At 67.9% G+C, this 18,680-nt stretch carries 12 protein-coding genes and 1 tRNA gene; 12 read left to right on the top strand and 1 reads right to left on the bottom strand.

What is annotated here, in order from left to right:
- Positions 1-7: 7 nt before the first annotated feature.
- Positions 8-1,165, bottom strand: coding sequence for an AAA family ATPase (locus tag AC1DDH_RS10110; protein WP_476955363.1), 1,158 nt, complete (start codon positions 1,163-1,165; stop codon positions 8-10).
- 177 nt (positions 1,166-1,342) lie between these two features.
- Here AC1DDH_RS10110 and AC1DDH_RS10105 point away from each other — a divergent pair, with 177 nt between their 5' ends.
- The 12 genes from AC1DDH_RS10105 (at position 1,343) to AC1DDH_RS10050 (ending at position 18,488) form a co-directional block, all read left to right on the top strand.
- Positions 1,343-2,230 carry a TatD family hydrolase gene (locus tag AC1DDH_RS10105; RefSeq protein WP_476849066.1) on the top strand — a complete coding sequence of 296 codons (888 nt, stop codon included), beginning with the start codon at positions 1,343-1,345 and terminating at the stop codon, positions 2,228-2,230.
- Between the two features lie 304 nt (positions 2,231-2,534).
- The gene (locus AC1DDH_RS10100) at positions 2,535-3,680 is read left to right on the top strand and encodes a ubiquitin-like domain-containing protein (protein WP_476849065.1); all 1,146 of its coding nucleotides are present in this window, start codon (positions 2,535-2,537) and stop codon (positions 3,678-3,680) included.
- Positions 3,681-3,836: 156 nt separating this feature from the next.
- Positions 3,837-4,736, top strand: coding sequence for a 16S rRNA (adenine(1518)-N(6)/adenine(1519)-N(6))-dimethyltransferase RsmA (gene rsmA, locus AC1DDH_RS10095; protein ID WP_476955362.1), 900 nt, complete (start codon positions 3,837-3,839; stop codon positions 4,734-4,736).
- Positions 4,737-4,817: 81 nt separating this feature from the next.
- On the top strand, positions 4,818-5,780 hold the full coding sequence (locus AC1DDH_RS10090; RefSeq protein WP_476955361.1) for a 4-(cytidine 5'-diphospho)-2-C-methyl-D-erythritol kinase: 963 nt from the start codon (positions 4,818-4,820) through the stop codon (positions 5,778-5,780).
- A 72-nt stretch (positions 5,781-5,852) separates the two neighbouring features.
- Positions 5,853-7,682 carry an ABC-F family ATP-binding cassette domain-containing protein gene (locus AC1DDH_RS10085; protein ID WP_476955360.1) on the top strand — a complete coding sequence of 610 codons (1,830 nt, stop codon included), beginning with the start codon at positions 5,853-5,855 and terminating at the stop codon, positions 7,680-7,682.
- Between the two features lie 835 nt (positions 7,683-8,517).
- Positions 8,518-8,589, top strand: a tRNA-Gln gene (locus AC1DDH_RS10080).
- A 43-nt stretch (positions 8,590-8,632) separates the two neighbouring features.
- Complete coding sequence (gene glmU / locus AC1DDH_RS10075; protein ID WP_476955359.1) at positions 8,633-10,159, top strand: bifunctional UDP-N-acetylglucosamine diphosphorylase/glucosamine-1-phosphate N-acetyltransferase GlmU; 1,527 nt, start codon at positions 8,633-8,635, stop codon at positions 10,157-10,159.
- Positions 10,160-10,164: 5 nt separating this feature from the next.
- Entirely contained in the window at positions 10,165-11,145 is a 981-nt protein-coding gene (locus tag AC1DDH_RS10070; RefSeq protein WP_018774662.1) for a ribose-phosphate diphosphokinase, read from the top strand.
- A gap of 277 nt (positions 11,146-11,422) precedes the next feature.
- Complete coding sequence (locus tag AC1DDH_RS10065; RefSeq protein ID WP_028276489.1) at positions 11,423-12,022, top strand: 50S ribosomal protein L25/general stress protein Ctc; 600 nt, start codon at positions 11,423-11,425, stop codon at positions 12,020-12,022.
- 179 nt (positions 12,023-12,201) lie between these two features.
- Positions 12,202-12,789, top strand: a complete 588-nt coding sequence (gene pth, locus AC1DDH_RS10060; RefSeq protein WP_223914139.1) for an aminoacyl-tRNA hydrolase — start codon at positions 12,202-12,204, stop codon at positions 12,787-12,789.
- A 238-nt stretch (positions 12,790-13,027) separates the two neighbouring features.
- Positions 13,028-15,772 carry a helix-turn-helix transcriptional regulator gene (locus tag AC1DDH_RS10055; RefSeq protein WP_476856549.1) on the top strand — a complete coding sequence of 915 codons (2,745 nt, stop codon included), beginning with the start codon at positions 13,028-13,030 and terminating at the stop codon, positions 15,770-15,772.
- Positions 15,750-18,488 (top strand): LuxR C-terminal-related transcriptional regulator, encoded by a 2,739-nt coding sequence (locus AC1DDH_RS10050; protein ID WP_476955358.1) that lies wholly within the window; start codon positions 15,750-15,752, stop codon positions 18,486-18,488. Before AC1DDH_RS10055 ends, AC1DDH_RS10050 begins: the two co-directional genes overlap by 23 nt.
- The last annotated feature ends 192 nt before the right edge of the window (positions 18,489-18,680 follow it).

The raw sequence follows: 18,680 nt of genomic DNA, 5'->3' as shown, positions 1-18,680 counted from the left end.
CCATTCCCTAGCGCGGATTGGGCAGGTTGGGCGGCGGCGCGGCTGCCATGGCCGAGGCCTTCTTCCGGCCAGGGCGGCCGGTTCCGTTGGGTGAGGCCGTCACGTCCGGGGTGACGGGTATCTTGGCGATGATGGCCCGGATGACGCTTTGCGGCGTCTCACCCGCGCTGGCCGCCTTGCGGTCGAGGATGATCCGGTGGGCGAGCACCGCTTCGGCGACGCTGACGACGTCGTCCGGCAGCACAAAGTCCCGGCCCTCCAGCGCGGCGGTGGCCTTCGCCGCACGCAGGAGCTGCAGCATGGACCGCGGGCTGGCGCCGAGCCGGAGAAGCCCGCTTTCCCGCGTGGCCCGGCCCAGGGCCACGGTGTACTCCTTGATCGACCGGGACACGTACACCTGCTGCACCGTGGCAATCATGGCGGCCACTTCCGCCGCGGTGACCACTGCCGTCACACGCGCCAGCGGAGAGGAGGCCTGGTGGGTTTCGAGCATCTCCATCTCGGACTCACGGTCCGGGTAGCCCATGGAAATCCGGGCCATGAAGCGGTCCCGCTGCGCTTCCGGCAGCGGATACGTGCCCTCCATCTCAATGGGGTTCTGCGTCGCCACCACCATGAAGGGCTCATCCAGCCGGTAGGACGTGCCGTCCACCGTGACCTGGTGCTCCTCCATGCACTCCAGCAGGGCTGACTGGGTCTTGGCCGAGGCGCGGTTGATTTCGTCCCCGATGACGATGTTGGCGAACACCGCGCCGTGCCGGAACTCGAAGGTCCGGGTCGCCTGGTTGTAGATGGACACGCCCGTGACGTCGGACGGGAGCAGGTCCGGGGTGAACTGGATCCGGCTGACGGAACAGTCGATGGTGCGGCCCAGCGTCTTCGCCAGGAGCGTCTTGCCCACCCCTGGGACGTCTTCGAGGAGCAGGTGGCCCTGGGCGAGGAGGACCGTGAGCGCCAGTTTGGCCGCTTCGGCCTTGCCGTCGATGACCGTATTGATCGCCGTCAGGATCCGGGTGCTGGCTGAGTGGAAGGCGTCGGCTTCCATGGCCGGCAGTTCATGCCGCGGGGGCCGGTGTCCGGCTGCGCTTGGATCCAAGGAAGCGCGGCCCGGGAGGCTCTGTCCTTGGGGGAGGATGTCGTCTACGGAAGTGCGGTGGTAATCCATCGGCAGCCTTTCAGCCCTGGTGGGTCCCGGATCTGACCGCCCGCGGCGGCCGGGCCCCGCAGTGGCATTCACCTGTTTCCTAACGGGGAAATTACAGAGTATTAACAGACTACTAACACAACTGCCGGCCCTGACAGAGAGTTCCGGGGAAATCTGGCCTCCGGTTAGGGTGGATGAATGCTCAGTCCCCTCACTCCCGTCCCCTTCCGGTCGCCTGGACACGACGGTACCGGACGCAGCGGGTATCCGCCCGCACCTGAACCGCTTCCCGTGCCGGTCATGGACAACCACACGCATTTGGATTTTCCCGACGCGGAGCTTGAGGTGGGCATCAAGGACGCCCTCGATGCCGCCGCCGCCGTGGGCGTGCAAGGCGCCGTGCAGGTGGGCTGCGACCTCGAATCGTCCCGGTTTACGGTCAACGCGGTCGACCTCGATTCACGGCTCCTGGGCGCTGTTGCCCTCCACCCCAACGACGCCCCCGGCTACGCCCGGCGCGGCGGCCTGGAGGAGGCCCTGGCCGAGATCGAGGAGCTCGCCGCCCATCCGAGGATCCGGGCGATCGGGGAGACCGGCCTGGACTTCTTCCGGACCGAGGGCGAGGGCCTGGTCCACCAGCGCTATTCGTTCCGCCGCCATATCGACATCGCCAAACGGCTTGGACTGACGCTGCAAATCCACGACCGCGACGCCCACGACGACGTCGTCCAGGTCCTGCGCGAAGAGGGGGCACCGGAGCGGGTGGTCTTCCACTGTTTCTCCGGCGGCGAGGCGCTCGCCCGGACCTGCAACGCGGAGGGCTGGTACATGTCCTTTGCCGGAACTGTGACATTCAAGAACGCGACGGACCTGCGGGAAGCGCTGGCTATCGCTGAGCCGAGCCGGATCCTGGTCGAGACCGACGCACCCTTCCTCACCCCGCACCCGCATCGCGGCCGGCCGAACGCGAGCTACATGGTTCCGTACACGGTGCGGGCCATGGCCGATGTGACTGGGTCGGAGCTTTCCGGGCTGTGTGCGCAGATCGCCGCAAATACGGTGCGGGCATACGGATCCTGGGACTGAACCGCCCTCATTCAGCCTCCCGGGGTAGATACGGGGTATGCACAAATTCTTGGTTCCTTTATAACGCTTCGATTACAGTGGTCAACTATTAGCCGGGGTCGGGGAAGGCCTACGGATAATTTCACTCCAGCAGGGCGTGCATTGTGGCAAACGAACCACATGCGCGCTCTCGTTTTGGGTGAGGCAGTGCACGCATGTTCCGTGACGCTCCGGACGCTGTCCGGAGCCGCCGTTGGCGCGCTCGCGGGGGATGGCCACGTGCACTTTTCCCCGTGCCCGGAAGGTCCAAGAGATTCGGGCAATTGTGGTCAAGTTCTTCACATCGGACGGCAAGTTCAGCTTCGTCAAGGTTGGCACGCAGCTCGTGGTGCTGGTGGCACTGGTGCTGGGCCTCGTGGCCTTCGTCGGCAATAACAAGACGATCACACTCAACGTGGATGGCAAAGTCAGCTCCGTCCAGACCTTCGGCGGAACCGTCGGGGAAGTCGTCAAGAGCGCCAAGGTTGAACTGCAGCCATCTGACAGGGTGTCGCCTTCGGCGGACGCCCACGTGCAGGACGGGTCAGTCATCAACGTCAACCTCGCCAAGGCCGTCAAGGTCAGCCTGGACGGCGCCGAACGGACTATCTCCACCACCGCACCCACCGTCGAAGGGCTCGTGACCGAACTCGGCGTGGCCAGCGCCTCGCAGGTCTCCGTGCCCAAGGACGCCCAGCTCGCCGTCTCCGGCTCCTTCGTCTCCATCTCGACGCCGAAAAAGGTGAGCCTCGTTGCGGACGGCAAGGCGGCAGCGACCACCACGACGGCGGCCACGGTCGCCAAAGTGCTCGAGGACGCCGGGCTTTCGCTTGGGGCCAGCGACCGCGTCTCCCAGCCCGGGAACGCCCCGGTGGTCAATGACATGGTGATCAAGGTCTCCCGCGTCGACGTCAGCAAGACCGCCAACACCACCGAGCCCGTCGCCTTCGAAACGCTCACCACCGAGAGTGCTGACATGTTCAAGGGTGAGAAGAAGGTCACCCAGGCCGGCGTCGCCGGCACCACCAGCAAGAACTTCAAGCTGGTCCTCGTGGATGGCCGCGAAGCCTCCCGGACCCTGGTGTCCGAGACCGTCAGCGTCCAGCCCGTCACCGAAAAGGTCACTGTCGGCACCAAGGAAAAGCCCAAGCCCGCCGCCAACACCGGTGCGGCCGCCCCCGCCATGATGAACCAGGGCATGTGGGACAAGATCGCCCAGTGCGAATCCGGCGGCAACTGGTCCACCAACACCGGCAACGGCTACTACGGAGGCCTGCAGTTCGACGTCGGCACCTGGCTCAGCTCGGGCGGCGGCGCCTACGCCCCGAACGCCGCGGCCGCCACCAAGGCCCAGCAGATCGCCGTCGCCAACCGGGTCTACGCCCAGCGCGGACTGCAGCCCTGGGGTTGCGGCTGGGCCGCCTCCAGCTAGCAGGCCAGGCCCGCGGCTGACTGCCCGCCACTGAACGCCCGCCACTAAACGCCCGACTCCCGCGGCTGCCGACCACAGCCAGGGGAGAGCACAGGCCGGTCCGGATTCCCTCCGGACCCGGCCTGCGGCGTACCGGCGCCGGGATAGGATACCTAGGTGACTGAACCGAGCCCCTCCGCCCCCGAAAGCCTGCCCGGAGCGGGGCCCGCACCGCTGATGGGTGCCTCCGATATCCGCCGGCTGGCAGAGGAAATCAGCGTGCGGCCCACGAAGACCCTCGGGCAGAACTTCGTGATCGACGGCAACACCATCCGGCGGATCGTGAACGCCGCCGACATCCGGGCCGATGAGACCGTCCTGGAAGTCGGCCCCGGACTCGGGTCACTGACCCTTGGCCTGCTGGACGCCGCCCGCAGCGTGGTCGCCGTCGAAATCGATCCGGTCCTTGCCGGGCGCCTGCCGGCCACTGTCGCCGCGTGGCGACCGCACGCCGTCGGGAACTTCCACCTCGTGCTGGCGGACGCCATGCGGGTCACCGAACTTCCCGTCGAGCCGACCGCCCTCGTCGCGAATCTTCCCTACAACGTGGCCGTTCCCGTGGTGCTGCACCTCCTGCAGCACTTCCCGAGCCTGCAGCACGGCCTGGTCATGGTCCAGGATGAAGTCGCCGACCGGCTCGCGGCCGGGCCCGGCTCCAAGACCTACGGCGTTCCATCCGTCAAAGCCGCCTGGTACAGCAGCATGCGCAAGGCCGGCGTGATCGGCATGAACGTCTTCTGGCCAGCGCCCAAGATCCATTCCGGACTCGTCGCCTTCACGCGCCGGGAGCCCCCGGTTACGACCGCCACCAGGGAGCAGGTCTTCGCCGTGATCGACGCCGCCTTCGCGCAGCGCCGCAAGACGCTCCGGGCCGCGCTGGCCGGCTGGGCCGGCAGTGCCGCCGAGGCCGAACGCTGCCTGCGGGCCGCCGGCGTCGACCCCACAGCACGCGGCGAAGTGATCGACATCGCGGCGTTCGCCAGAATCGCCGAAGCCCACGGACAAGCGGACTCCTGAGCTCCTTGTGAGCCCTGCATGGGCGCCTCCGGGGGCGGTTGCGTGCTTGGAGCCCGGGCCGCGATGCCATAGCGTGGAGCCATGAACGCAGTGAGAGGGCGCTTTGCCGCGAGGACCGTCCGGGTGAAAGCTCCAGGCAAGGTTAACGTCTCACTGGACGTCGGACCGCTGCGGCCGGACGGCTACCACTCCGTGGCCAGCGTCTACCTGGCTGTCTCGCTCTACGAAGAAATTGCCGCCACCAGCACCGATACCGGCGAGATCACCGTCAGCATCAGTGATGCGAGCACCGTGGACCTCGACGGGGTGGACATTCCGCTCGATCACCGCAACCTGGCCTACAAAGCCGCCGCCATCATGGCCGACGTCTCGGAACACTCCACGGGTGTCCACCTGGAGATCACCAAACGGGTGCCCGTGGCTGGCGGCATGGGCGGCGGATCGGCCGACGCCGCCGCCACCCTGCTGGCCTGCGACGCGTTGTGGAACAGCGGACTGTCCCGCGATGAGCTGGCCCACCTGGCCGCCGAGCTCGGCGCCGATGTTCCCTTCGCGCTGCTGGGCGGCACCGCCGTCGGACTGGGCCTGGGCGATGACCTCTCGCCGGCCCTGGTCAAGGCCCAGACGGACTGGGTCCTGGTCAGCGCGGACTTCGGCCTGCCCACCCCTGAGGTCTACCGCACCCTGGACCGCCTGCGCGCGGCCGAGGGCCTGGCGGTGGACGAACCCGACGCCGTGGATCCCGGCGTGCTCACGGCTCTGCGCAGCGGCGATGCCGACGCCCTGAGCCGCGTGCTGGTCAACGACCTCCAGCGCGCCTCGATCGAACTGGCCCCGGGCCTGCGCGAGACCCTGGGCCGCGGCGAGGCCTGCGGCGCGATCGCAGGCATCGTCTCCGGCTCCGGACCCACCGTCGCGTTCCTCGCGCACAGCCCCGCCACGGCCGCCGGGCTCGCCGAAGAGCTGCGGCACCACAGCCTCGACGCCATGGCGGTGCACGGGCCGGTGCACGGGGCCCGCATCATCTCCGATACGCTCCTTTAGGAGCTTTTGACGCATCGCATCCGATGACTTCACAGCTTCACTTCACCGATACACCTAAGAAAGCAGTTCCCAGTGGCACACCTGCTCGGCGGCGAGAACCTCACGGTCTCGTATGCAACCCGTACCGTCCTCGATGGCATTACCCTCGGCCTTGAAGAGGGCGACCGGATCGGCATGGTGGGCCGCAACGGTGACGGCAAGTCAACCCTGATGCGGTTGCTGGCCATGCGCTCCACCCCGGACTCCGGCCGGGTGACCAAGCGCAGCGAGGTCAACATCGGCTCCCTGGACCAGAGCGACGTGCTCGACGGCGACCTCACCGTCGGCGCCGCGATCGTGGGGGACCAGGCCGACTACGAGTGGGCCCGCAATCCCCAGATCCGCGAAGTCATGGGCGGGCTGGTGTCCGACGTCGACTGGCACGCCAACGTCCACGCGCTCTCCGGCGGGCAGAAGCGGCGTGTGGCGCTGGCCAAGCTGCTGATCGAGGACCACGACGTCATCATGCTCGACGAGCCCACCAACCACCTCGACGTCGAAGGCGTCGCGTGGCTGTCCCGGCACCTGAAGACCCGCTGGCGGGCCAACCAGGGCGCCTTCCTCGTGGTCACCCACGACCGGTGGTTCCTCGACGAAGTCTGCACCAAGACCTGGGAAATCCACGACGGCATCATGGACCCGTTCGACGGCGGCTATGCCGCCTACGTCCTGGCCCGGGCCGAGCGCGACCGCTCCGCTTCCGTGATGGAAAGCAAGCGCCAGCAGCTCGTGAAGAAGGAACTCGCCTGGCTCAGGCGCGGTGCCCCGGCCCGCACCGCCAAGCCCAAGTTCCGGATCGAGGCAGCCAACGCCCTGATCGCGGACGTCCCCGAGCCGCGCGACTCGACGGCGCTGAGCAAGATGGCCACCGCCCGGCTGGGCAAGGATGTCCTGGACCTCGAGCACGTCTCGCTGGACTTCCTCGGCGGCGAGCCCGGGCAGAAGCTCTTCGACAACATCACGCTGCGCCTCGCCCCCGGGGAGCGGCTGGGCCTCGTGGGCGTCAACGGCGCCGGCAAGACCACCCTGCTCAAACTCCTCAACGGTGAGATCCAGCCCAGCTCCGGGAAGGTCAAGCGCGGCAAGACGGTGGTCACCGCGGTCCTGACCCAGGAGGTCAAGGAACTCGACGACGTCTCGGACCTGCGCGTGATCGAAGTGATCGAGCGGGAAAAGCGCTCCTTCAACGTCGGCGGCAAGGAATTCACCGCCGGCCAGCTCGTGGAGCAGCTGGGCTTCACCAACGAGAAGCAGTGGACCCCGGTCAAGGACCTCTCCGGTGGCGAACGCCGGCGGCTGCAGCTCCTGCGCCTGCTCGTGGGGGAGCCGAACGTGCTGATGCTTGACGAGCCGACCAACGACCTCGACACCGACACCCTCGCCGCCGTCGAAGATGTGCTCGACGGCTGGCCGGGCACGCTCGTCGTCGTCAGCCACGACCGCTACCTGCTCGAGCGCGTCACTGACCACCAGATGGCGCTCCTTGGCGATGGCAAGATCCGTGCCCTGCCGCGCGGCGTGGACCAGTACCTCGAACTGCGGGAAGGGGCCATGGCCGGCTCCACGATCACAGGCGGCGGCAACCCCGTCACCTCCGCCGGCGGGGGATCCGCTCCCGCCACCAGCGGCCCTTCCGAGGCCGAAAAGCGCGACGCCCGCAAGGCCAAGAACCGGATCGACCGCCAGCTGGGCAAACTCAAGCAGCAGGAAGACAAGATCCACGCCCAGATGACCGCCGGGGCCGGGGACGCCAGCAAGTTCGACCAGCTCGCCGGGCTTAACGCGAAACTCCAGGAACTGGCCGGGGAACGCGAAGCCCTTGAACTCGAATGGCTCGAAGCCCTGGAAGTGCTGGGGGAGTAGCCTCCTGCCCTCCCCGGGACATGCCCAGCGTGAGCACCCGCCGCTGGACATGTCCCTCGCAGCCCTCAAAACCCACGGGACATGTCCCTCGCCGCGGACCAGGGATGGGCATGTCCCTTGGCGGGCTGAATTTCCGCTGGGCATGTCCCTTGGTGCGGACCAACACTGGACATGTCCCTTGGAGGGCTCAATTCCCGCCGGGCATGTCCCTCGCCGCGGGCCAGCATTGGACATGTCCCTTGGAGGGCTCAAATCCCGCCGGGCATGTCCCTCGCCGCGGGCCAGGGATGGGCATATTGGCGTTATGCCCATTGTCCGGGACCAACACTGGGCATATCCCGCATAGGGACCGAGGTCTCTGCGCACGCCCGGGAAGGCACGTCCCGCGGAGTGCGTGAATCCTGCGCCACATGTCACTTTGCGCGGGCCAGCACTGGACATGTCCCTTGGAGGGCTCAAATCCCGCAGGGCATGTCCCTTGGAGGGCTCAATTCCCGCAGGGCATGTCCCTTGGAGGGCTCAATTCCCGCCGGGCATGTCCCTCGGCGCGGGCCGAGCACTGGACATATTGGCATCATGTCCATTGCTCGGGACCAACACTGGGCTCATCCCGCGTAGGGGCCGAGGTCTCTGCGCGCCCAAATAGGCACGTCCCGCGGAGTGCGTGATTCCTGCGGCATATGTCCGGCCGCGCGGACCAACACTGGACATGTCCCGTGGCGCTGGCCGCACCGCCCTCCCGCGCCTGCCCGCTCCTTCCGCGGCGCTGAGTCGCACGAGCATCAACCTTCGTGGCAGAATTGATTCTCGTGCCACAGGTCAAGCCTGGGCACGGTCCGCTCTGGTGTAATGGCAGCACCCCGGCCTTTGGAGCCGTGGAGTATAGGTTCGAGTCCTATGGGCGGAACTTGGCGAGACACACCGCGCAACCAAGCAAGGAGAGCCAATACGTGAGCCCCGAGAATACTGGCCCGGCCGCCGTGATCGTCCTAGCTGCAGGGGCCGGTACCCGGATGAAATCCCGTACCCCCAAAATTCTCCATGAGATCGGCGGCCGCTCGCTGGTCGGCCACGCGCTCCAGGCGGCCCGCAGTATCAGCCCCCGCGAGCTGGCCCTGGTGGTCCGGCATGAACGCGACCTCGTGGCCGCCCACGTCTCCGCCCTCGATCCGAAAGCCCTGATTGTGGACCAGGACGATGTGCCCGGCACCGGCCGCGCGGTCGAGGCGGCACTGGAAGCGCTCGACACGCTCGACCCCCAAGGCCCGCTGGCCGGAACGGTCGTGGTCACGTACGGCGATGTCCCGCTGCTCACCGGTGGCCTGCTCGGCGAGCTCGTCGCCGCCCACGAGGCCGAGGGCAACGCCGTCACCGTCCTCACCGCCGTGCTCGAGGACGCCACCGGCTACGGTCGCATCCTCCGCGCAGAAGACGGAACCGTCACGGGAATCCGCGAACACAAGGACGCCACCAGCGCCGAACGCGAAATCCGTGAGGTTAACTCCGGCATCTACGCCTTCGACGCCGCAGTCCTGCGCGACGCGCTGGTCCACGTCACCACGGACAACGCCCAGGGCGAAAAGTACCTCACCGATGTCCTGGCCCTGGCCCGCACCGCGGGCGGCCGCGTCGCCGCCGTCGTCACCGACGACCGCTGGCAGGTGGAGGGCGCCAACGACCGCGTCCAGCTCTCGGCGCTCGGCGCTGAACTCAACCGCCGCACCCTCGAAGCCTGGATGCGCGCCGGCGTGACCGTCGTGGATCCCGCCACGACGTGGATCGACGCCACGGTGACGCTCGACGAGGACGTCCGGCTCCTGCCCAACACCCAGCTGCACGGCAGCACCACGGTGGCGCGCGACGCCGTGGTCGGCCCGGACACCACGTTGACCGACGTCACGGTGGGGGAGGGCGCCACGGTGATCCGCACCCATGGCTCCGGCTCCACGATCGGGGCGCGCGCCAGCGTCGGCCCCTTCACCTACCTGCGCCCGGGCACCGTCCTGGGCGAGACCGGCAAGATCGGCGCGTTCTACGAAACCAAGAACGTCACGATCGGCCGCGGCTCGAAGCTGTCCCACCTCGGCTACGCCGGGGACGCGGAGATCGGCGAGGACACCAACATCGGCTGCGGCAACATCACGGCCAACTACGACGGCGAGAAGAAGCACCGTACGGTGATCGGCTCGGGTGTGCGCACCGGTTCGAACACCGTGTTCGTGGCCCCCGTGCGCGTGGGCGACGGCGCCTACAGCGGCGCCGGGGCGATCATCCGCAAGGACGTCCCGGCCGGCGCCCTCGCCGTCACCCTGGCCAAGCAGCGGAACTCGGACGGCTGGGTTGCGGCCAACCGCCCCGGTTCCGTTTCCGCCGGCCTGGCCGAGTCCGCCCTGGCCGAATCCGCTGCCGCGGTGGATTCCGCCGCGGGCGCCGCCCCAACATCCTCCACTACTCCGGCACCGACAGAAGAGGGCTAGCAATCATGAGCGAAATTACGGCACACGGCGAGAAGAAGCTGGTGCTGGCCGCGGGGCGCGCGCACCCTGAGCTGGCGAAGGAGATCGCGAAGGAGCTCGGCACCGAGCTGCTGCCCCTGGACGCCTACGACTTCGCCAACGGCGAGATCTACGTGCGGGCCGGCGAGAGCGTCCGAGGCACCGACGCCTTCGTGATCCAGGCCCACCCGGCCCCGTTGAACAACTGGCTCATGGAACAGTTGATCATGATCGATTCGCTCAAGCGGGCCTCCGCCAAGCGCATCACTGTGGTGTCCCCGTTCTACCCCTACGCCCGGCAGGACAAGAAGGGCCGTGGCCGCGAGCCGATCTCGGCACGCCTCGTCGCCGATCTGTACAAGACCGCCGGCGCCGACCGCATTATGAGCGTGGACCTGCACACTTCCCAGATCCAGGGCTTCTTCGACGGCCCCGTGGACCACCTGATGGCCATTCCGCTCCTGGCCGACTACATCCGCACCCGGGTCGGCTCGGACAAGGTCACGGTCGTCTCGCCGGACACCGGCCGCGTCCGCGTGGCCGAGCAGTGGGCCGAGCGCCTCGGCGGCGCGCCGCTGGCGTTCGTGCACAAGAGCCGGGACCTCACCGTGCCCAACCAGGCCGTCTCCAAGACGGTCGTGGGCCAGATTGAAGGCCGCACCTGCGTCCTGATCGACGACATGATCGATACCGGCGGAACCATCTCCGGCGCCGTCCAGGTGCTCAAGAACGCCGGCGCCAAGGATGTCATCATCGCCGCGACCCACGCCGTGTTCTCCGATCCGGCGGCCCGCCGGCTCTCCGAGTCCGGCGCCCGCGAAGTGGTGGTCACCAACACGCTGCCGATCACCGCGGACAAGCGCTTCCCGCAGCTGACCGTGCTCTCCATCGCGCCGCTGATCGCCCGCGCCATCCGTGAAGTGTTCGACGACGGCTCCGTCACCAGCCTGTTCGACGGCCAGGCCTAAGCCGGCCGGCGGAGGGCCCGGTTTCTGAAACCGGTCCTTCCGCTGGTAGCCTTGTACCGAAACCTTGGCGAGGGAGAGCGCCGGCATTCCGTATTGAATTCCTTATTGACGGGAAATTAATCGGAACCCGGACTGCTGGTCTCCGTAATCGACTGGGTCTGAATCTCCTTCTGAAGGGCAGCCGTACGGCAGCCCGGCGTTGAAGGTCGTAAACAGACCTCCGCCCTTGCTGAACACCGTTTAGTCCCACAGCTTGAAATCCCACGAGGAGATATCCATGTCTGAGCAGAAGCTCGCAGCAGAAGTCCGCACCGAATTCGGCAAGGGCTTCGCCCGCCGCGCCCGCATGGCCAACCTGATCCCGGCCGTCATCTACGGCCACGGTGCCGAGCCGATCCACATCACCCTGCCGGCGAAGGCCACCACCCTGGCCGTCCGCACCGCCAACGCCCTGCTGACCCTGGACATCGACGGCGAGCAGCACCTGGCCCTCGTCAAGGACATCCAGCGCAACCCGATCAAGCAGATCATCGAGCACCTCGACCTGCTGACCGTCCGCACCGGCGAGAAGGTCACCGTTGACGTGCCCGTTCACCTCAGCGGAGAGCTGGCCCCGGGCAACGTCCACAACCTGGAAATGACGGTCGTTTCCGTCGAGGCCGAGGCAACCCACCTGCCGACCGCCATCGAGGTCAGCATCGAAGGCCGTAGCGCCGGCGAGCACATCCACGCTTCCGACCTTGTCCTGCCGAAGGGTTCCACCCTGCTGGCCGACCCCGAAGCGCTCGTCGTCAACATCTCCGAGGCCACCGAAAACGTCGAAGAGGGCGAAGAGGGCGAAGCAGCCGCACCGTCGGCCGAAGCAGCAGCCGAGTAATTCCGTTGAATTTTACGGCGGCCGGGTCCCTCAGGGGCCCGGCCGCCGTCGTCTCTGATGCCGTATCCCGCGCCGTACGCGCCCCGTAGCCGGCTGCCTGCCCCGACCCACTTGACCCGTCCCACCTGACCCGCCCCACTGGCCGCGCCCCCGGCTGCGTCCCACCGAAGGACTGACCCATGACCGACACCTGGCTGATCGTAGGCCTTGGAAACCCCGGATCCGAGTACAGCCACAACCGGCACAACGTCGGCCAGATGGTCCTGGACGAACTCGCCTCGCGCGTCGGCGGTGGCTTCAAATCGCACAAATCGCGTGCCCAGGTCCTCGAAGGGCGCCTGGGCATCGGCGGACCCCGGATCGTGCTGGCCAAGCCGCTGTCATACATGAACGTCTCCGGCGGCCCAGTGTCTGCCCTGGCCCAGTTCTACGGCATCGATCCGGCCCACGTCATTGCCGTCCATGACGAGATCGACATCCCCTTCGACACCGTGCGGCTCAAGATCGGCGGCGGCGAAGGCGGCCACAACGGACTGCGCGACATCTCCAAGGCCCTGGCCACCAAGGACTACCTGCGCGTGCGGGTCGGCGTCGGGCGTCCGCCCGGACGGATGGAGACCGCGGACTTTGTCCTGCGTGACTTTTCCGCGCCGGAGAAAAAAGAACTGCCCTTCCTCATCGACTCAGCTGCCGACGCCGTCGAACTCCTGGTCCGGGACGGCCTCACCGCCGCCCAACAAAAGTTCCACCCCGCCAAGGCGACGTAGCCCTCCCGGACGTAAACGCAGGCAAAACACCACGCAGCCGAAACGCCCCGACCGCGGGCCGGCCCGGGCCCGCGGCGGGCGGCCGGCGACTAAGTTGCATGCCGATTGCGTGTTTCCTTTCCAAGCTTTCCGCATTCCAGCTATGATCTGTCTACTCTCACGTCGGGGGATAGGGATACGCTACTTCTAAGTGGGCAGTCCGGGGTTGCTGTCTGCAAAGCGGTACGAAGGAAACTACATGTCGAGGGATTCGCTGGGCTGGGGGAATGTTTCCACTACATTGGCACCCGCCGAAGAAGAACATGCTGCCGGCCAGGTCGCGAGACACGGCTGGTCCGGTTTGGCGCGGAACGCTGATGCCGAGCGTGTCCGCCAGGAACTGCTTGCCCAGGACCGGATGGGCGTCGTCATCACCGGCGACCGCGGCGTGGGCAAAACGCTTGTCGGCCGGACCGCCCTCGCGGGCTTCGGCCCCGAGGTGTACACCATCCAGCTCCGCAGTTCAGGGCCGGGTTCGGCAACGCCGTACGGCTGCCTCGCCTTCACCCTTGCGCGGCTCCCGCAGAGTTCCCTGGGCTCGCCGACCGCCATCCTGCACGGCATTACCTCGCTGATCCGCGACGACGCCGCCGGGCGCCAGTGCGTGATCCTGCTCGACAACGCCGGTGCCCTCGATGAACTCAGCACCGGGGTCCTGCTCAACCTGCTCCAGACCCGGACCGCCCGGTTGATCGCAACGGCCCAGCGCACCACTGACCTTCCGCCCGATTTCTACTGGCTCATCACTTCCGGCCAGCTCGCCGAGGTCCGGCTCGCCAACCTGACCGAACTCGAGACGCTGGAGGTCCTGCAGTCAGCTTTGGGCCATCGGGTCTCGACCGCCCTGGCAAGCCAGCTGCACCAGCTGGTCGGCGGCAGCCCCACGCTCCTGCAGGCCGTCGTCTCCGAACAAATCGAACGCGGAAACCTTGTCCTGTCCGGATCCGTGTGGACACTGCTCGATGAGGTTGTGCTGGATGGCCGCACGGCGCTGGAAGATATTGTCCGGGCCAGGTATGCCAGGGAAACACCCGAGGCCCGGGAGGTCATCGACGTCCTCTCCTGCGCCCGGACCCTGCCCCTGTCCCGGCTCGCCAGGATGTACAGCCCCGGTGTCATCGCCGACATGGAAGAGGCCGGCCAGATCGTGGTCGACCGCGCGGACCGGCACCTCGTCACGCTGGGCGACCGCTACCTCGGCGACATTGTCCGCAACTGGCTCAGCGTGGAGCGCCGGCTGGAGCTCCGGGACAAGGTCCCCGGACACCAGGAACATGAACTGGACGAACTGACAGTCGAAGACCTGCTGGCCTACGCGGCGTGGACCCACGACTGCCACGCCCAGCTGGCCCCCGCCCACGCCGTCGCGGCTGCCAGTGCCGCCGTCAAGCTCTTCGACCCGAAATTTGCCCTCAAATGCGCCGGCAGCCTCTCTCCCTCGGACCCTGAATGGGCCGAAGGGCAGCTCCAGAAATCGGCTGCCTACCTCCAGCTCGGCCTGCCGCTGCAGGCCATGTCCGCGCTGGACGACGTCTCCGAACGGCAGGTCAACGGCCTTGCGGCCGAGAACTTCGCCGAATTCATCGCGGCGAAGGCTGACTGCATGGCGTGGCTGGACGACCGCTCCGGCCAGGTCCCCGAACTGCTCGGGCAGGCCAGGGTACGGCTCCAGGACCTGAGCCTGGACGAGCCGTCCCCCGCCCCTGCGGCGCTTGCCCGGGCGGGGCTCTGCCTGGATCTGTGCGAGTTCAACTATTTCTCTTTCATCGGGGATTTCCAGCCCATGATGCAGCGGCTTACCACCGCGGCCACCACGGACGTGCCCGGCGCCGATCCCGTGCACCGGCTCAGGTCGGCCATCATCCTGATGGAGGCCTGGTCCATGACCGGCCACGAACTCGACGCCCGCAAACTCATGCGGGAAATCGGCGGACAGCTGGGCGAGTGGTCCAACGTGCCGCGCATCCGGGAAAACTTCGCCTGGCGCTCTTTCAACGTGCTGCTCCTCTCGGGCCTTTGGCGCCAAGCCATCGACATGCTCAAGGACGCGAGCGGCCGGGCCGGGCACGGGCTGCATTCCGGCAGCGCCGCAACGGACCTCGCCGTCGGACTCGCCTATGTCTATGCCGGCCGCGGGTACATGGCTCTGGATCCGTTGCTGGCCGCGATCGCCCAGCTGGAGGTGCGGGCGAGCCTGCAGTCCCTGCGCCAGGCCTACGCCGCCACTGCTTTTGCCTACGCCCAGACCGGCAACTCGGTCCAGGCCACGATCTACCTGGACCGGGCCCGCTCGGCTGACGGCCCGGCCCGCTTCACGGTCGGCAGTTCCACCGAGTTCTGCATGGATATGGCGTCGCGGTGGCTCGGTGACCCCGAAGCCAAGGACCGGCTGATACGGACCGCGGAGGAGCATTTCCGGAAGGGCCGCTACACCCTGGCCGGCATCTGCATGCTCGGGGCCACCGTCAACGGCACCGTCAAGGATTTTCTTTTCATGGAGGAAATCGCCGGGCTGCGGCAGGGGCCGCTGGCCGAGCTGTCCCGGACGGTCGCCGTCGGCAGCCGGAAGAAGGACGCCGCGATCATGCTCGAAGCCGCCGGGCAGGCCGCGGGCCTCGAACTGGACGCCGTCCAGGCCCGGTGCGCCGCGCTCGCATTCGACTTCGCGAAGGGCGCCGGACTGACCGCCAGCGCCAACGCCGCCTACAGCATGCTGGAGAGCCTCTCGGAGTCCGTACCGGCGCTGCCCGTCATGCCGCGCAACAAGGGCCCGCTGCTGACAGACCGGGAGCGGCAAATCGCCACCCTGGCCGGGAACGGGGTCTCCAACAAGGACATCGCCCTGGAAGTGGGCATTTCCGTCAGGACCGTGGAGGGCCACTTGTACCAGGTGTTCACGAAGCTCGGCGTTTCTTCGCGAAGTGATCTGCTTGGACTCATCTAAGGGGCCGGCGGGAAACCCCGGCACGGCGCCGGCCCGCGCCTTGACCGGGAGGTCGGAAGATTTGATGTCTGCAGTGGAAGCCCTCCAGGGCGGCAGCCATGTGGCCGTGTTCGTCCTCGGCGACAGCGGGATGGGCAAATCAAGGCTCATCGATGCCGTCGTCGGGGAACTGGGCCCCGAGGTGACGCCGGTGCCGATCCACGGCAGCGCGTCGCTGACCAAGGTGCCCTACGGTGTCCTGGGTCCCTTCATCGTCGGACTGCCGGTCCAGGAAGCAACATCGCAGCTGGCCGTGCTGAGGACGCTGTGGGCGCATCTGGAAGAGCAGAAGCGGGCCACCCAGAAGCCCCTCCTGCTGGTCGTTGACGACGCACACGATCTCGACGAGGCGACGGCCGGAATCCTCGCGGAGCTGGCGGCGGCCGGCTGGGCGAAACTGCTTGTGGGCGCCGCGGCCCGGCCCGGACTGCCGGAACCGCTCCTGCAGCTCTGGTTTGAAGGCATCGCCGAGCGGCACGACCTGCGCCCGCTCACGCTCGCGCAGACCACAGAGATGCTGGAGGGCGAGCTCGGCTCGCAAGTGCTGCCAAACGTCGCCGAGATCCTCTGGGAGGCCTCCGGCGGCAACCCGATGCTCCTCAACGGGCTCCTGGACGACGCCAGGAACGACGGGACGCTGCTGCGGCGCAACGGTGTCTGGTTGTTCACCCGGCACCTGAACAGCCACGGTGACCGGCTGACCGACGTCGTGCGCCGCCAGTTGCTGCTGCGCTCGCCGGAAGAACGGCAGGCCCTGAACCTCGTGGCGCTGGCCGAACCCGTGTCCCGGGAACTGATCGAGTCGGTGGCCGGCGAAGAGGCCGTGGGATCACTGATCGACAGCGAACTGATCAGGGTCACGGACACCGGGACGGGTGAGCTGCGGCTGTGGCATACCGTGTACGGCGACACCTTGCGGAACCTGATTTCGCCGGCCAGGAGCCTGCAACTTCGGCAGAGCCTGCTGCGCAAGATGGACAGCGAGCCGACGTCTGCCGAGGGACTGCTGCGGCAAGTGAGCTGGTCGATCGAATGCGGCGCGGAGGTCGAGGACCGGCAGCTCCTGAGGGCGGCCGTGCTGGCGAGCCGGCTTTACGAGGACGAGCTCGCCCGCAAGGCTGCCGTCCTCGTCAAGGATCCGGAACTGCAGATGGCGGCCCGCGCCGTGATAGCACGGACCCGCTACAACGCCTCCGACTACATGGCGGCCCGGGACATCCTCGACGCCGATTTCGGGCAGGGAAACAGCATCCCCGGGCTCCTGGCCGGATCCCTCCTGTGGGCCGCAACGATGTCAGCGCTGGGCCACACACCGGCAGAGATCATCAAGCGGGCACAGGTGCTCCGACGCGCCGCCGAACGCCTCGCCGCGGCCCGGCCGGACGACGCCGAAGCCATTCACCGTGCCACGGAAGAGCGGCTGGAGATTCTGGAAGCCATGGTCCTGGCGCTGGCGGGCGAGTACGCGGCAGCCCCGGCCGCGGCGGCGTCCGGCGAGGACGCGGCTGCCGGCACCCCTCCCTCGAACACCCCACAGTCGAACACCCTCGTGCAGGCGTTCCGGCTCTGCCTCGACGCGGAGCGGCTCCTTGCCGGCGGCAAGGGACTGAGCGCCCTCGCCGCGATGACCCGGGCCATCGAGGCCGCCGGGGCCGATCACGATGAGCTCTACTTCCTCACCGACTTCCTCGTCGTCCGATCGGCGGCCGCCGCAATCCACTCCGGCGACTGGCAGGGGGCGGAAAGCCTCCTGACCGGCTTCGTCGCCGGATCCGGGCCCAACCTGATTTCCTTCGGCGGGGGAGTGCACGCGGCGCACGGCATCATTCTGCTCTACCAGGGCAAGGCCGCCCAGGCCCTGAACACGCTAAGTGCCGCGCTCGAAGCGCTGCGGTTGACCGACCCTCAGCAGCTGTTCGCGCTCACGGCGGCCATGGCCTTCGCGGCAGCCGCCGAAGTCGGTGCCCAGACGAAGGCGGAGCTACTCCTCGCCGACTTCGAGGCAGCACCCGCGGCCCTGCCGCGGTACATGCGCTCACTGGCCGCGATGGCCGTGGTCTATGGAAAGGCCCGGCTCGGGAACTACCCGGGTGCCATCGCGGAACTGAAGCGGCTCGGCCGACCTTACCCGGAAGTGGACACCGCCGGGCTCGAACTCGACGCGCTGGCCTTCTGCCTGGCCCTGGGGGACACGGACTCGGCGCCGAGGCTGCTCGAACTCCGGGCCGGGCTCGAGGGGCCAAGGCCCGCCGCGATCTGCGCCTACGCCGCAGCCATCAGCGCGGACAACGCCGCAGACCTCCTTGAGGCCGCGAAAGCCTGTGAAGCGGCGGAATTGTGGGCCTTTGCCGCCCTCGCCTACGACGCCGCGGCGCACGCCTACCGGGCCGCGGGCGACACCCTCAGGGAGCGCATGGCCAATTCCCAGCGGAAGCGGTGCCTGGACCGGGCCGATGACCTTCCCGGCGACGAAGCGGCCAAGAACGATGACTCGCTCGGCATACTGACCCGCCGCGAGCGCGACATTGTGGCGCTGGCGGTACGCGGCCTCACTGACCGGCAGATTGCCGCAGAGCTCCAGGTGTCCGTGCGCACGGTTGAAGGCCACCTCTACCGCAGCTACGCGAAGCTCAACGTCAAGGGCCGTGAGCAGCTTCCCGGTATCGGCGGGCACTAGCGGCAAGCAAGGGAGAGGCCGCGTGGGGCCGTGTCCGCCGGCCGGCCGGCCGGCCGTGGCGGGGCCGCTTCCCCGGTGTCCGGGCCGCTACCGGCGCCGGACACGTGCGGCGGGATGGCGACTACTTGGTTTGGGCCTTGCGGCAGCGCCGGTCCAACTGAGTACAGCTACGTAGAGCGGGCGGAATACTCG

The organism is Arthrobacter sp. 10T425 (assembly GCF_056393985.1).
The sequence above is the reverse complement of the archived record's forward strand: the minus strand, read 5'-3'. Positions and strand labels throughout refer to the sequence as shown.

What these genes read in the sequence shown, in the direction of transcription:
- AC1DDH_RS10065 (WP_028276489.1), top strand. Translation starts at nt 11,423, where the DNA reads ATGTCTGAGCAGAAGCTCGCAGCAGAAGTCCGCACCGAATTCGGCAAG.
- AC1DDH_RS10105 (WP_476849066.1), top strand. Translation starts at nt 1,343, where the DNA reads ATGCTCAGTCCCCTCACTCCCGTCCCCTTCCGGTCGCCTGGACACGAC.
- AC1DDH_RS10110 (WP_476955363.1), bottom strand. Translation starts at nt 1,165, where the DNA reads ATGGATTACCACCGCACTTCCGTAGACGACATCCTCCCCCAAGGACAG.
- AC1DDH_RS10055 (WP_476856549.1), top strand. Translation starts at nt 13,028, where the DNA reads ATGTCGAGGGATTCGCTGGGCTGGGGGAATGTTTCCACTACATTGGCA.
- AC1DDH_RS10070 (WP_018774662.1), top strand. Translation starts at nt 10,165, where the DNA reads ATGAGCGAAATTACGGCACACGGCGAGAAGAAGCTGGTGCTGGCCGCG.
- AC1DDH_RS10090 (WP_476955361.1), top strand. Translation starts at nt 4,818, where the DNA reads ATGAACGCAGTGAGAGGGCGCTTTGCCGCGAGGACCGTCCGGGTGAAA.
- pth (WP_223914139.1), top strand. Translation starts at nt 12,202, where the DNA reads ATGACCGACACCTGGCTGATCGTAGGCCTTGGAAACCCCGGATCCGAG.